Genomic DNA, 14,577 nt, shown 5'->3' on the forward strand with positions numbered 1-14,577 from the left:
TTCACACAAAAGACTGTGAGATTTCTTTGGCTTTTTGCTTTAGTAGAATTATTAAATCGTCTTGATTAAATTCTTCGAGCCTTACAATTGGAATAGCAATAGACATACCCGCAATAATTTGATTTAGAGGATTAAAAATTGGAACGCTTACTGAAAAGGCACCTTTTACGCGCTCCCCATAACTTATAGCAAACCCTTTCTCTTTAATCAGTTGTAATTCTTTCAATAATTTATCGCGATCGACTATAGTTTTATTGGTATAAGATAAAAAAGCAGATTTCTCAAAATATGATTGTATTTCTTCTCTTTCCATATATGCTAGGAGCACTTTTGCAGACGCTCCTGCATATAATGGAGATTCATGTCCTATATAAGTGAGGGTGGTCAACTCATGTTTACTCTCACAATATCCAATACATTTTCGCTTACTGTTCCAATTAATATTTAAACTTACAGATTCTCCTGTTTTGTCTCTTATTTCTTCCATGTAGGGAAGTGCCGTATTTAACAAACTTGAATCTTTTTCAACTAGGCTTCCTAAAAAATATAATTCCATTCCTAATCGATATTGCTTGGTTTTCTCATCTTTTTGCAAAAGACCGCCATGTAGTAAGGTAGATAAAATTCTCTGTAAGCTAGGGATGGATATGCCAGTATACTTGTGTAAATCCGTCATAGATTGAGACAGCCTGTCAGGTGAAAAAGACTTTAAAATCAAGATCGATTTTTGAATAGAAGCTATTGCATATTTTTGTTCCATCTCTTGTGCCTTCATACTTTTATCTCCTTCTTAATAGCCATATTACTTGTTTAACTCTATTTGTTTTCCGGTGGAATTAAATGTTCCGGTACTTCCGCTCCAATTTCCTCAAAATACTTAATTGCTCCAACATGTAGAGGAGTGGTAGCAAACTCAAGCGTTGCTTCAATATAATCAATTCCCTTTACGCCACTATATGCATTTTCCTGCGCTTCTTTAGTCTCAACAGCAGCTTTAACAATGTTGTATGCTACTTCTTCAGACATTCGAGTACTTGCGAAAATATCCATTACTAACACTGGGGTTTCTACATCTTCTTCTTGGTTTGGATAACTACCGGCTGGAATAGTAGTGAAAGGCAATCCGACTTCAGATTGGATTATATCTTTTTCTTCTTCAGTAAAACCAATTATCTTCATAGGTAACGTTGCATTAATCTCAATAACTGTGGGGTCTGGATCTACGCCTAGTCCTGTCTTTACCATTCCGACTGCTCTTCTATCTTTCAATGCATTAACCCCATCTTCGAGTCCTCCTAAAAAGTAATCCGGTTTAACCCCCAATGCATCAAGAATTTCTTGTGTTGTAGCCTCAGTAGCGCTTCCTGTAAAACCTGGAAAGAAAGTCTTGCTATCAAGATCAGATATTGAATTCACTTCAGATTCTTCAGTAACTGTATATGGTTGAGAGATTGGCAAGAATGTAAACAAATTCCGAACATCAGGTATCGGAGCTTCTTCCCATTCTCCTTTGCCTTCCATTGCAGCTACATTAACTGACTCTGTTCCTAAACCCAAATCAATGCTTTCTTGCTGTAAGCGCTTAAGATTATCAACGGAAGCCCCAGTTTCAACAACAGTCATGTCAATTTTTCCATCTGTTTCTTCTTCAACACCATTTGCAATAGCAACCATATACGCATAAAGACCAGATGATTGACTTGTTGCCCCGAGATTTAAATAGACATTTTCCAAAGTTTCACCACCAGCTTCAACTTCAGAGTCACTAGACTCTTGATTACATCCAACTAATAAAACTAATCCCATCAAAAGTGTGATAAAAAATAAGCCAGTTCTTTTCATAAATTTACACTCTCCTCTTATTTTAATTGGGTACTTTTTAATTTGAAGCATTATCAAAGCTATTAGACATTTCCTTAGCCAGTGCTTCCTTTTTGTTTAAAACTACTTGGATAACCAGAACAACGGTTATTAGGATTAAACCTGTCACATCAGAAACTTGATGAGGAATAATAAGTAATAATGATCCTACTAACAATAAGACATTATCGAAAATCTTATTAACTCGGACAAAATATCCCATTGTGGAGGCAGACAATGCTGTAATTCCAATAGATGCTGTGATTACTGCTACTAATATGGATGGCCAACTTCCTTGAAGTAGTAATTCTTCTCCATAAATAAACATGTATGGAATGATAAAACCACTTAGCCCTAACAACACCGCCCACCCCGCTGTTCTCAACCAGTTTCCTTTAGCTATTGCTGCGGCTACATATACTGATGTACACACAGGAGGTGTGATGCCAGATAATAAAGCGAAATAAAAGATAAACAAATGTGCCGTAAGCGGTTCTATCCCCACCGATATTAACGGTGGTGCAAGCACCGCAGCAGCTACTACATATGCTGCTACAGTCGGAATTCCCATTCCGAGGATAATGCATACTATCATGGTGACAACCAACCCTAAAACAAGATGAATTTCATTAATACTAGATATAATGGATGAAAACCTCACCCCCAATCCTGTTTGGCCTAATACAGAAACTATAATTTGAGCAGTAGCACTTAAAATTGCTATCATAATTATTCCGATACCGCCATTTACTAGTCCTTTATAAATTTTTTGGAACTTGGAGAGTAATGGTTGGTTATCAACCAAAAGGAAAAGAGTTATTGCGATAGCAATGGCCCAAAACCCAGCATTCTGAGGTGTGTAACCATTCACAATGAAGTAGAGAAAAGCTATTATCGGCCCAAAAAGGTGAACTAGCTTACTAAATCTCAATACATCTTTAGCTTTAAGAATACCGTCATCCTCTTTTAAGCCTCGAATTCCGTGCCTTTTACTATAGAAATGAACACTCATCAATACTCCAAGATAAAACAATATAGCTGGTATAACCGCTGCTTTGATGATTTCTGAATAAGGAGTATTTATCATTTCAGCCATAACGAAAGCTGCTGCTCCCATAATTGGAGGGACCAATTGTCCCCCATTAGAAGCCGTGGCCTCTACTGCCCCAGCGAAACTAGTTTTGTACCCTATTTTTTTCATCATTGGAATATTAAAATTGCCTGTCACTGCAACATTGGCAGCAGCACTTCCACTAATTAATCCGAAAAGGGAACTAGAAACAACTGCAACTTTAGCCGGTCCTCCAGTTCTCTTACCTGCTATTAACAATGCGATGTTCATGAAGGTCTTTCCTCCACCGGTTACAATTAAAACTGCACCAAATACAATGAATATACTAATGACATTTGCAGTAATTCCTGTGATCTGTCCATAGTAACCAAGAGATGAGAGATAAAGCTGTTGAAACATTTGAGTAAAATCTACTCCTCTATGAGCAAGAAACGAAGGTTGATAAGGACCCAAAAATGCATAAACCATCATAATTATTGCTATGACAGGAAATGCTGTCCCCATGACACGCCGGGCTCCCTCTAGAATAACTAATATCAACAAAAAACCAAGTATTATTCCTAAAGTAGTGGAACTGGATGGGTTTCTCATAATTTCAAGGTAATTAACCAAGATATATACAGTTGATGCCAAGGCAATCACAATAGCAGCCCAGTCAATAATTTTAATCGTATTTCCTTTATTATTTCTGAGGTGCGTTTTATACAAAAGGAATGCAAGCATTAACCCAAAGCCAACGTGTATACTTCTTTGCATCAAATTTGGCAAAGGAGCTAAAGCTGTAACGATATGGAAAAAAGCATATGAAAAGCATAAAAACATCACAATTTTTTCAAGCCAAGATGACAATTGGCGATGCTTAGGATCGGGAGCTTCTTCGTTAAACTTCTCAAAATCCTGTTGTGCTTCTTTTTCAACCACTTCTTTTTCAACCACTTCTTTTTTCTTCAATGGATTGCCTCCTTTTAAAAGAATATTCCTCCTCACAGAATGTAAACGCTTTCAATTAAGCCTTACTATAAATTATATCGCATTGCGATAATGACTAGTCTCTTTCGATATATTTCTGTTATCGTAACATCAAATAAATTATAATTCAACGAATATTTAAAATATTTTAATAATTATAAAAAATAAGTGGATCACCATCCTTAATCTCAATTAAATATATTCAATGAGATGAGCAATTAACAGTGTGTTATTGGATTGTTTCAAAAAGATGACGGAATCTATTTAAAATAGAAAAAACCATTGCTTATCGCAATGGTTTAGATCAAAGTTATCTTTCCATAAATTTCTCAAAGTTCTTAAAAATATTTCGCTTCGGTTATAGAGCTATAGAAATTATAGAATGAATAATACTACACTTACGGCCGTAGCTATTCTCCTATTTATTCACTTTCTTAGCCGAGCATTATTTAGAAATTAGTAAAGAAGATTTGATATCTAAAATTTATAATTTATTGCATTCTAATTTATTTACTTTTCCTTGGATAGTTAACGCCCTATTCAGAGAATTATTAGACGAAATACAACTCCTGCTTCAATTTGTTCAGTAAATTTTTGTTAAGAGAATATATGACGTTATCTCCACCCATGCGGCCCTCTCACCCAGCCGCCGATCACCGCGCCCATGGCATTCGTCGGGCTTACGAACTCAACGTCTTCCATCAACAGGAGCTGGTTGTGAATCGGCACAAGCAGGCCTTCGAGCACCAGGTCCTCCCGCAGCTGAATATAGCGCTCCGGACATCTCGGAGAAGTAGAGGCAGCAAATTTGGAACCTTTGATGACGGTGAACTTGTCTCCGGTGTAATAACCGCTGGCGTCAGCTCCGCGCTTCGAAACGATCGACAGGATTTCGGGCTGCGGCGGCTTGTCGATGGGTTGGAACATTCCTGCATCAAAAGGACTGACGGCCGTTTCCTGTCCGGTCGCTTGATCGATTTTAAAGAATTGGTAGAATTCACCGTGTGCCGGGTGGAACACTTTTTTTACGTGATAGTCATTGTTCATGATTTTCATCCTCCTCTGTAAGTAAAGGGTTGCCGGATAGTTTGGCATCCTTGTACTTTATAAATAGGGGGGAAAGCTTTGAGAGATACTAATTACTCAATTTATTTTCTGTCGTTCTGCTTTTCTTTCGAAATAAGCATGCTGCCGGTAGTTAGCAATCTCTTTTGTCCAGTGATGCAAAATTTCATTTTCCTCTCCAAGAAGAGCTCAGCCGAAACTAAAGGTGGTCTTCTTCAAGTGCCATCAAACCTTCTTTCGCGCTTCCGCTCCATTTTGTCATCGGTATCTCAGCGATACGCTTAGCTATTTCTTCTTTTTCATAAGTTATGAAGTTTTTTAGTCTTTGCATCATTATAAATTTTTATTCTTCCTGTAGCTCTTTTCCATTATATACTCATGAAAATAAGGAGCGATTTCTTCGGGAGTAATTGGTTCCATCCATCTCTCACTTCCCTTTGATGATATAAACTTACTCCTAGTTATCTTCTTTACTCAATTTATCGAATAAACCAATAGCCATAAGAGTGAGTTCGTTATTTTCAGTAATGATGGATGGAAATTTTATAAAAGGTATTTCACTGATTTCGCGTTTGGCTTAAAATCTGTTCATTTTTTTCTAATTGGTATGAGTATATTCAATAATGTGATGAATTGTTTTATCGTTAACTCATCTTTGTTCACTTATAATATTTGTTGCTTGTATTTTCGAATCTCTTACTTATAATAATTTAATTTCTTCATTAGATTTCCATACCGTCTTACCTCCTCTTGTGACTCTAATTCAAACTTTTTAATTCCACATAAACTTCTTGTTCAAATGATAAAAGTTCGCAAATTCCGACTCTGTTAATTTCCCATAACCACAGACAAATTAATAATTTTTTAGTATCATTAATTCAATAATGTGAAAATATAGAATTGGAGGGGAACTATGTATTATACAACCAGCTTGGAGAATGTGGCTTTTGGTGTTCCTTACAACAGAGGATACCGAAAACTCCGTATTTTATCAGGTTATGCCTCATCCGCCTTTTTGTATCACATCTTAAATACATATCCTGATATTGAATTAGAACTCATTATTGGGATGAGTAAAAAAGATGGGATTAAACGATGGGATCATGAACGATATATTCAAACCATGAATGAAAACCCTCGAATTCAAATCAGTTACCATACGACTCATCCTGCCATACACGCAAAATTTTATCATTGGTACGATGATGATCTATTGAATAATTCGGTTACATTTGTTGGTTCTGCGAACTTTTCTTGGGGGGGGTTTCGTGACCAAAACGAATTACTGGTAGAAGCCAACCATCCTAATGTACCAGAGGTATTTGCAGCACCAAATCCAATTTCTTGTAACGACCCACGTATTGATGAATATATTAATTTCTATACTGTTCAAATTCAAAGACGAAATCGAACATTGCAGGGTGTTCGTCAAACCAATCAACAAACACAGGAAACGGAAACATCTATTAATCTTGAAAATTTAGAGTATGTGGACCTTCCTCTTCTTCTTAATAATGATACAGCCATTCATGAAAAAAGCGGGTTGAACTGGGGCCAAAGAGACGGAAGAGAACCCAATCAAGCATACATACCTGTTCCAACACCATTTAATAGAGAAAACCCTAATTTTTTCCCACTATTAGAACAAGATTTTGCAATGTTAACGGATGATGGGCAACAATTGATTTGTGTGATGGCTCAAGCAAATAGAAAAGCAATACATACCTCCGAAAGCAATAGCATCATGGGACGGTATTTTAGAGAACGAATTGGCGTTCCTCTTGGTGCTAGAGTCGATGTTCAAGATGTCATTGGCTATGGAAGAACATCAGTCCGTGTCTATAAAATTGATAATGAAACCTACTTTATGGACTATGGTGTCGAGAACACGGAAAATGAAGAATAAACGAAAAAGGCGTTAAAACGCCTCGCTTACTGTAGACAAACTCGATAATTATTGAGGGTGCCTACAGTCTTTTTTATTTTGCGTAAAGTAGCCCGGTCACTACGGCCACTTTTGGAGATGGCTAACGTAAGAAGCCAGGAAGCCCACTTGTCTCCTTGTTACGACTACCGCATGGACACGCCTTCGCTGGACCCCTTAGACGCGATTTTAGTTTTTCGAAATTTTTATTGGGAAGATAGTTAGCTCCTTTTGCTTTAGTTATTTTTTGTACAAAGTTGACATTTTTCCTCCCATTCCTGGATACGCACACATAGTTTTATAAAAACAAACAGACTCAAATTTTCTAAGATATTTTTTAGCGTCTGTTGCAGAGATGTACAAAACCTTTTTTCTAAACTCGGGTTCTCCAGAATATTCGAAGTCTATGACTATAATATTCTCCGCACCAATTACTTGTAACTCCGCAATCCAACTAGGTGTATCAATATTATTTCCTACGACAACATCTGCTAACAAATTGTTTCCCCCTTGAATATCTAAAATTTATTTAAAGTAACATGTCATAATAACTATTATATATTTATTCTTCTAAACTATGGGAATATTAGTAAATAGTATTTATTTTTATTGATTAGAAAAATAGTTTAACAGAAATGAGCCCGGATTCTATATCGAATCCGGGCTCATTTCTTTTCCGCTTACTCAACTTGCAGAATCTTCATTTCTTCCGCTTTAATTTCTCCATCAAATTCCGTGCATATTCTTGACGCTCTTGCGTCTCTTCATAAAAGGGTTTCGAAATGATTCCGTTATCATCTTGACTGACGTGTACAACCAATCCTTGGTAAATTTGATGTGCAAACTCTTCTTCTCGTAAGTATTCTTCGATGGTTTCATCCTTTTGAAAAAGAAGTTTGGCAATCCCGTTCTCAATTGAGTCGATGGTATATTTTCCTTCTCTCATGTAATCCCTCCATTAAGGAAGTCGATGAACAAGACTTCCGTTTGGACCATACAGTTCGGCAGCGTCTCCATCGTTGTTCCAAATGTAGGCTCCCGACCATTCTAAACTGCTTGGCGGGTTGTGAACAGCATTTGCTCCAGCCGTGATGTTTACAGAAGCACCTGCCTGTAACACGAAACCATCAGGGAAAGTATACGTTTGATTCCCCACTGTGCTAAGAAGTGTCCAGTTTGTCATGTCCACATTCGTTGTTCCATTGTTTTTAACTGTTACAACTTCCGTCTGCAGGTTTTTACCTGTAATGGTCAAAGCATCTGAAATCTGGCCATCGCCTGGATCCACTGGATTTGGATCTGGAGTTGGCTCAGGTGCCGGTTCGGCTACTTGGTCATTTTGATAAATTTCATACTGTTCTCCGTCATCGAAGAAATGTATACTTCCTTCCTCTGTGCTGATGTAGGCAGAACCTGAAGTCAGGATTCTTTCCAATACATCACTATCAGGATGGCCGTAAGCATTGTTTCCGACAGACAAGATGGAGAATATTGGATCTACTTCCGCCAGAAACTCAGCAGAAGTTGCGGTATCAGATCCATGATGAGATACTTTCAAGACATCTGCGTTGATGTCAGCTCCTTCTGCCATCAATTGCTCTTCCACTTCGTAACCCGCATCACCAGTTAACAGGTACTCATTGACTCCGTGCGTGACCTTTAAGACAATGGAGCCGTCGTTCAGATCAGCTGCATCTGAGTCCACGAAAAGCACTTCTACCGAAACCTCGGGATCTTCGGATAACTCATCTCCGATTTCAGTAACCTCGAAAGTTGCTCCACTTGCATCAATCGTTTCTAAGTAATCGATATATGTTTGTGTGGTGTGGGTTTGGCCGCTGTCAATGACGTGTGTGACGCCGTAATTTCCGATGACATGCGCTGCGCCCCCGATGTGATCGGCATCCGGGTGAGTCGCGATAAAGGTATCGATTTGTTCAACGCCGATGACCTCTAACGCAGTTTCGATGGTGGAAGCATATCGAGCAGCATCCACTAAAACATTCTCGCCGTTTGGATACTCGATGTAGATCGCATCTCCTTGTCCTACATCAAGGAAGGAGACTTGTAATCTTTCATAATCAACACCCGTAACAAATTCAGCCGGGTTAATGGCTCGCGCCAGGAATGCCGAAAACTGCTCACGGTTTAAATTCACATATGGCCGGAATGTGCCGTCTGTGTACCCTTGGACAACACCATACGAACCAATAATTCCGATTGCTTCATAAGATTGCATGTTCTCGCTTACATCAGGAAATAAGACAAAATGATTTTCTTTGGCTTCTGGATAGAACGCTCGTTGCAGAATGATCGACATTTCTGCTCGTGTAACAGTCGCACCTGGTCGATATGTGCCGTCTGGATATCCATTGATAATTCCATTTTCAGCTGCTTCTTCAATATATCCACTGGAGACTTGGGAAGAATCGACGTCGGGGAAATCAGAATCCCGTGGCGTACCGTCATACCCTAATGCTCTTCCCAGCATGATGGCAGCTTGGCCTCTTGTGACATTTCCTTTCGGTCTGAATGAATTATCCGGAAAGCCGGTAATGATACCATCTTCAGCAAGGTATTGGATTTCATCGTAAAAACGATTAGAATCACTTAAATCTGAAAAGTTATTTGTTCCTAAAGTTGTAGTAGCGGAAAACCCGCTAAGCACAAGAATAAAAACCAAAATAATAGAAATCTTCTTCAATACTACCTCCTCCTTTTTTGAAATTGTACCTCAAATATACAGAAAATTCCACTTAACTTGCGTCATATACTCTTTAATCTATATCGTTTTTTCTTTTTTCTTTAATTTAGCAATCAAAGGTTGCGTCTTAATGGGAAAAATAAACCGACATTGAGCTGACGGTTACATGTTGAATAACCAATTCAAAATTCGACATTTTTCTTCCCTATTTCTTTTCAAAATTATTTTTGTCCAACAATTATGATAGATTGATTTTGAAAAGAATTATGAGACAAAGAAGAGAGGCAGAGAAGAAGGATAGACGCTTTTTCTCTGCCTCTGACAAACCATCGTTTTTGATAGGATCACTTATTCTGTTTTGCGATTCTTTTGAATTGATTTAAAGATTTTATAAAAGCTTATTTTGTAATATACTGTTCAAATTTTACATCATGGATATATTCAATTTGAGATTCCACAAAATGCCACGTTTTATCAAAAGCTTCTTTTTCATTCAATCTATCCCAAACTGTAACACCACCCACGAGATTTATATACTTAGCTATTTCTCGCAAAAACACTCTTTTATTTTTCAATTTCTGTATTTTATTTTCTTCTTCAAGTTCTTCGACTTTCAAAATAACTTCCAGAATAGCTTTCAAAACTGTCTTATTACGAGAAAGATTGGTTGTTTCTATCAATAAATTTGCCAAATCTTGATAACTTAAGATGATACGCGTGTAATAATAAGGGTCTTGTTTATTTGAATCATAGGTCAAATGCACAAACCACCATAGCCTAGAAAGGCCGTTCCGATAAAATGTTTTATTTTTAGAACTGAAGAAATAACGAGTTTTAATAAATTCAACTTCATTTCCTTCAGCTGCACTTATAGGCCACCTCTTACACATATACTCCCAGAACGAAGTATGTGTTAAATATGCCCAAAACTTTTCATCTGAGGCCAAGGTCAATGGTAGTTCTTCAAAGTGTTCATACAGCTTTATTGCATTTTCTAAGTCTTCCTTACTTCTATTTGAAGGGTCAGAAACCTCTAAAATAGCGTTTTGTTGATTATCCTTTTCTTGTAATTCATTTAAGAACTCATCATTTTCAAATGAATTATAAGAAACTTTATTTTCATTAATATTTTCTTTTAAATCATTCAGCACTGCTTCTTTCATTATCTTATAAGCCATCAATCATCATCTCCTTCTCTGTTGTAGATGATATTTTCAAGCGAAACTAAGGGAGCTTCTGAAGACGAATTAAGCAAGTCATAAGAAATTTGTGTTATCTCTTCGAAGTTTAATTCAGCAATGTTGTAACCCATCTTTTGCAGTCTTTTTTCTAAAGTTCTGTACCAATCTAATCCGGCAATCTCTTCTAGTCCATAATCATCTCTTCGGGCAATATCTTGAACATTGAACAAAGTATCGATTAAAGCTGGTAAATATAGCATCGAAATTAAAATTTTATTGCAATCGTCCCCGTATGCCTGTAAGTGTCCTACTTTTTCATAGGATGCTTCCGGAATTCCAATCTCTATCTGATTCTCACTTAAACTGATACTTATAGACGGTGCTTTAGGATCGGTAGCTTTACTGACTTTAAAAATACTATTCGTATTCGACATTGGCTGTTTCTCAATATATATGGTTTGTGATTCACTGAATGCTAGGATGTCCCCTTTTTGAATTCCGAATTTCACACCTGCATAATCGGGGTGAGCATCTAGATTTGTGTAATTCTCAATTTTCTGATCTGCTAGAATAAAAAAGTTTACATCTACTTTTTTATTTAAAAGTTCTTTTGCTATAGAAATTTTAAATACAGGTTGATATTCCGAAAACGTTAAGCGTTGCATTGTAGAATTACATTCGAAGTGAATATTGAAACTCACTTTTTTAGTTTGAATAAGGTTTTGTAAGTCAGGATTATTTAAACTTAAATTGATATTAAACTCCAACATGTCATTTTCCTCAGTCTGCTCAATAATTTCTCCTTTAAAAAAGCCTTTTAGAAAATCATCACTGACAGGATTTAAAACTGGATGAGGAAAGTTTCTAACTTTTACCCTCATTTTGCCGACACCTCCAGAGAATATCGAGTAACTTGGTCTAAGCTAATTGTAATTGTCTTATTTGCACCTTTAATTAAATGCAATGGCCCCAATACATTCTCATTTATTTCAATTTTATTGCCTGTTTGATCTTCAATAGCGTTATAAATTTTAGCATGTTCAGTGATGCTTTCACCTATCAGTTTTACCTCGATTAAGGCTTCTCCTGACTTCACCGGGTTAACCACCAATCTATACTGTCCACTTTTTTCATCTATACAAAAGGCTCTCATCCTATTAATTTCTGCCTTCGTAATTTTATTAGCTGGCTCTTTCTGAGGTTTGGTCGGACGCGGATTTGGTATTCGTTTTTTACGCTTCCGAGCCTTCGGGTCACGCTTGTTCATTGAATTACTGACTATAGCGATAGAATTGATTTTTTCTTTATTAGAAGTAAGGTCGATCTCTTCAGCAGGATTTTCTTCTTGATTTAAACTGGGTAATACGCCTTCCAAACCAGGTAGTTCAAGAGAATCTTTCTCATATTTTGGAGTTATAGCGTTCACCTCATCATTTAACCATTTGTAAAGTTCTTTCTTTAACTTTTCGGCATACTTCGGATTCTTTTTATAAAGCCCCGGCTTCCAGTCATCATGAGTAGGCGGTTCCATTTTTCGAACCACCTTGTTAAGCTCTTCGCCTTCTACAATAAGGGTTCCCGCAAAGGCGTCAGGTGTTCTAAAGTGGCCTTTTTCATAAATTTTCATTCCTGTCCCTCTAATTAGAGAAACTCTTTTATTAAACTCTTTGGCTTTCAATAAAAATAATTTCATCGTTTCTTTCTGGCCATCTTCAGTTTGAAATTCCTTGCTTCTAATTACCGCATCAGGTGAAGTTAAGGTTAAGTAAAACTCTAGACATGTGCTTTTTGGGTTAAACTCAGCAATTTTTTCTATTACTGTTTTTAGCGTATCTTTATTTATAACAGTTTGACCGACTACTATCTCAAGAGAACCATTAATTATGGCCCACATATAATTAGAAACCGATTCTTCAATCACAATTTTTTCCCAATTATTCTTTTCTTCAAATCCAAGAATAAACTTATCAGTTCCAAAATCGCCATCTTGTCTTTTAAAGAAAGGATCTAATCCAGACAAGTCAGTTAACGGAAGAAAGCCTTTTTTATGTCCATAGAAACCCGTTCCTTGTGTAGGAAACTCCTCTCCTCTATCATAACTAGCAATTTTTATTACTCCTTGAAAGCCTTTATTCATACCTTCGTCTGTATTTAAAGTTCCATACAACATCGCTCTAAAAATTGATGCTGCGAAAGGGGCGTGTTTACCAATACCAAAAGACCCGTTCGATGTTCCGGTTTTGGCTGTATCTCCAGTAGTCTTTGTCAACCTATGAAAGTGGCTGTCTTTAGTTTCTCCTACTTTCGTTAAACCTGTTGTATTTCGGTCACGAATTGCTAAAACTGAAACAGTCTTTTTTTGCAACGCGTCATAGCCCTTATTAAAAAAATGATAAGTTTCATTTGGGTTTTCTTTGTAGAACTGAGTAGCCGTTTCAAAAATACTCATTAGCTCATCTATACCTGGAATAGCTTCTCTTTCTAAGTCTTTTCTTGTAAATTCTACTATTGAAGGTTTATTATTATTTCTTCTAGCATCAAGAGAATCTTGTATAACCTCTCTTGTAAGAGACTTAACAGGATTTGCCTGAAAGTATGAAATACCCGAATCATTCAACCCATCTTCTCTTCCTCCGTTAGTAGAAGGCAGTTCCCATCCTATATTTCCCATATATAAAACCTCCTATGATTTAAATTTAAACTCTGTAATTTTTTCAGTGCTTCCTTCAGCGAATTTATTTTTTAGCGCCTTCAATTCATTTTCTAAGGAGTCAATAATCTGCTTAACGTGCTTGTCTGTATACTCATAGTTATTTTTATTTGCTAAATTTCCAATCAGTTGCATTTTCTTCAATACATCAGAAACTCGTTTTTCAGCTATTCTTTCAAATTTCATCATTTTTTCTTTTTTTTCGTTCATTCTTACCACTCCTTTAGTTTAAATTACCACAATAAATAAATAACGTAAACTATATATTGAATATATGTACATATATTCAATATATGTAATTATTTGTTGCACTTGTATTGAGTGTTTATTCTAATAAAAAAGAGCAGAATAAATATCTGCACTTTAATTTAACAGCTGCTTCTCTATTTTGTGTACTCTGAAATAAAATCAGCCCAATTATTTTTCAACCATTTTACCGGTAATCCATAATTTAATTCTGCTTCTAAAGGAACAGAAGTTTTAGTAGCCCTTTCGCGTTCCTCGCATCCTGGAACAGATTTTTGCAAGTATCTTTCGAGTGCTACACGATTGTAAGGAACAATTGCAGGCAAGACACGCCCTTGCCAAGGATAGTCACCTTTTCTCCACGAAAACCATAAACCTTTATCGTTGGCATAAAAGTCTTCAGTTTTTTCCCATCCTTTGCATTCTCCGGAGATTCTCTGGTTCAATATAGTTCTCGGATTTTTTCTCAGCACGCGATTTCCTGGAAATGTCTTATCAAAAGCAATCAGTACAAAGGCACGTGATTTGTGAAGGCGTGTATTTATATCAAAAAACTTGTACTCTTCAACCAAAAGGCATTGTGCAAAATGCGAGGTTCCCTTTATATCTACAGGAACTTCAAAAATAACTTCATTTTTATTAAATGTAAGATCCCCTGAATCCGTATTCAATTCCCCTTCGTAATGATCAAAATCAAGATTAATCTCTGTCCCTTTTTCTTTCATAAATTTTTAAAAAATACATTCTGCAAGCTTCCCTTCAATTTGATCCGCGATAAATTGTTCTTTTGTTCTTTTGTTCTTTTGTTCTTTTGTTCTTTTTGAACCTCCAAAATGCTTTAGACTT

14 protein-coding genes are annotated in these 14,577 nt (G+C 36.6%); 1 reads left to right on the forward strand and 13 read right to left on the reverse strand.

Annotated features, from left to right (window positions below; genetic code table 11):
• Position 1: 1 nt before the first annotated feature.
• The 5 genes from EEX84_RS07220 to EEX84_RS16730 form a co-directional block, all read right to left on the reverse strand.
• Entirely contained in the window at positions 2–775 is a 774-nt protein-coding gene (locus EEX84_RS07220; RefSeq protein ID WP_123164944.1) for an IclR family transcriptional regulator, read from the reverse strand.
• Between the two features lie 41 nt (positions 776–816).
• Complete coding sequence (locus tag EEX84_RS07225; RefSeq protein WP_158599080.1) at positions 817–1,842, reverse strand: TAXI family TRAP transporter solute-binding subunit; 1,026 nt, start codon at positions 1,840–1,842, stop codon at positions 817–819.
• Between the two features lie 37 nt (positions 1,843–1,879).
• Positions 1,880–3,883: a TRAP transporter permease gene (locus EEX84_RS07230; RefSeq protein WP_123164946.1), complete on the reverse strand. Its 2,004-nt coding sequence runs from the start codon at positions 3,881–3,883 to the stop codon at positions 1,880–1,882.
• Positions 3,884–4,516: 633 nt separating this feature from the next.
• Positions 4,517–4,948, reverse strand: a complete 432-nt coding sequence (locus EEX84_RS07235) for a DUF4357 domain-containing protein (RefSeq protein ID WP_123164947.1) — start codon at positions 4,946–4,948, stop codon at positions 4,517–4,519.
• A gap of 217 nt (positions 4,949–5,165) precedes the next feature.
• Entirely contained in the window at positions 5,166–5,300 is a 135-nt protein-coding gene (locus tag EEX84_RS16730; protein ID WP_275669729.1) for a hypothetical protein, read from the reverse strand.
• A gap of 579 nt (positions 5,301–5,879) precedes the next feature.
• On the opposite strand from EEX84_RS16730, the gene EEX84_RS07240 reads away from it, so the two are divergent.
• Positions 5,880–6,872 carry a restriction endonuclease PLD domain-containing protein gene (locus EEX84_RS07240; protein ID WP_123164948.1) on the forward strand — a complete coding sequence of 331 codons (993 nt, stop codon included), beginning with the start codon at positions 5,880–5,882 and terminating at the stop codon, positions 6,870–6,872.
• A 258-nt stretch (positions 6,873–7,130) separates the two neighbouring features.
• On the opposite strand, the gene EEX84_RS07245 is transcribed toward EEX84_RS07240, so the two are convergent.
• The 8 genes from EEX84_RS07245 to EEX84_RS07280 form a co-directional block, all read right to left on the reverse strand.
• On the reverse strand, positions 7,131–7,388 hold the full coding sequence (locus EEX84_RS07245; protein ID WP_123164949.1) for a hypothetical protein: 258 nt from the start codon (positions 7,386–7,388) through the stop codon (positions 7,131–7,133).
• Between the two features lie 202 nt (positions 7,389–7,590).
• Complete coding sequence (locus EEX84_RS07250) at positions 7,591–7,836, reverse strand: DUF3006 family protein (protein ID WP_123164950.1); 246 nt, start codon at positions 7,834–7,836, stop codon at positions 7,591–7,593.
• Positions 7,837–7,848: 12 nt separating this feature from the next.
• Positions 7,849–9,594: an S-layer homology domain-containing protein gene (locus tag EEX84_RS07255; RefSeq protein ID WP_123164951.1), complete on the reverse strand. Its 1,746-nt coding sequence runs from the start codon at positions 9,592–9,594 to the stop codon at positions 7,849–7,851.
• Between the two features lie 398 nt (positions 9,595–9,992).
• Entirely contained in the window at positions 9,993–10,772 is a 780-nt protein-coding gene (locus EEX84_RS07260) for a DUF6339 family protein (protein WP_123164952.1), read from the reverse strand.
• On the reverse strand, positions 10,772–11,656 hold the full coding sequence (locus EEX84_RS07265) for a hypothetical protein (protein WP_123164953.1): 885 nt from the start codon (positions 11,654–11,656) through the stop codon (positions 10,772–10,774). Before EEX84_RS07265 ends, EEX84_RS07260 begins: the two co-directional genes overlap by 1 nt.
• Positions 11,653–13,446: a hypothetical protein gene (locus EEX84_RS07270; RefSeq protein ID WP_123164954.1), complete on the reverse strand. Its 1,794-nt coding sequence runs from the start codon at positions 13,444–13,446 to the stop codon at positions 11,653–11,655. The genes EEX84_RS07265 and EEX84_RS07270 overlap by 4 nt, the downstream gene beginning before the upstream one ends.
• 12 nt (positions 13,447–13,458) lie before the next feature.
• Positions 13,459–13,695 (reverse strand): hypothetical protein, encoded by a 237-nt coding sequence (locus tag EEX84_RS07275; protein ID WP_123164955.1) that lies wholly within the window; start codon positions 13,693–13,695, stop codon positions 13,459–13,461.
• Between the two features lie 173 nt (positions 13,696–13,868).
• Positions 13,869–14,456 carry a hypothetical protein gene (locus EEX84_RS07280; protein WP_123164956.1) on the reverse strand — a complete coding sequence of 196 codons (588 nt, stop codon included), beginning with the start codon at positions 14,454–14,456 and terminating at the stop codon, positions 13,869–13,871.
• Positions 14,457–14,577: the final 121 nt, after the last annotated feature.

This window comes from Planococcus salinus (assembly GCF_003719725.1).
In the GTDB taxonomy this organism is placed as follows: Bacteria; Bacillota; Bacilli; order Bacillales_A; family Planococcaceae; genus Planococcus; species Planococcus salinus.

What these genes read in the sequence shown, in the direction of transcription:
- EEX84_RS07220 (WP_123164944.1), bottom strand. Translation starts at nt 775, where the DNA reads ATGAAGGCACAAGAGATGGAACAAAAATATGCAATAGCTTCTATTCAA.
- EEX84_RS07225 (WP_158599080.1), bottom strand. Translation starts at nt 1,842, where the DNA reads ATGAAAAGAACTGGCTTATTTTTTATCACACTTTTGATGGGATTAGTT.
- EEX84_RS07235 (WP_123164947.1), bottom strand. Translation starts at nt 4,948, where the DNA reads ATGAACAATGACTATCACGTAAAAAAAGTGTTCCACCCGGCACACGGT.
- EEX84_RS16730 (WP_275669729.1), bottom strand. Translation starts at nt 5,300, where the DNA reads ATGATGCAAAGACTAAAAAACTTCATAACTTATGAAAAAGAAGAAATA.
- EEX84_RS07240 (WP_123164948.1), top strand. Translation starts at nt 5,880, where the DNA reads ATGTATTATACAACCAGCTTGGAGAATGTGGCTTTTGGTGTTCCTTAC.
- EEX84_RS07250 (WP_123164950.1), bottom strand. Translation starts at nt 7,836, where the DNA reads ATGAGAGAAGGAAAATATACCATCGACTCAATTGAGAACGGGATTGCC.
- EEX84_RS07260 (WP_123164952.1), bottom strand. Translation starts at nt 10,772, where the DNA reads ATGGCTTATAAGATAATGAAAGAAGCAGTGCTGAATGATTTAAAAGAA.
- EEX84_RS07265 (WP_123164953.1), bottom strand. Translation starts at nt 11,656, where the DNA reads ATGAGGGTAAAAGTTAGAAACTTTCCTCATCCAGTTTTAAATCCTGTC.
- EEX84_RS07270 (WP_123164954.1), bottom strand. Translation starts at nt 13,446, where the DNA reads ATGGGAAATATAGGATGGGAACTGCCTTCTACTAACGGAGGAAGAGAA.
- EEX84_RS07275 (WP_123164955.1), bottom strand. Translation starts at nt 13,695, where the DNA reads ATGAACGAAAAAAAAGAAAAAATGATGAAATTTGAAAGAATAGCTGAA.
- EEX84_RS07280 (WP_123164956.1), bottom strand. Translation starts at nt 14,456, where the DNA reads ATGAAAGAAAAAGGGACAGAGATTAATCTTGATTTTGATCATTACGAA.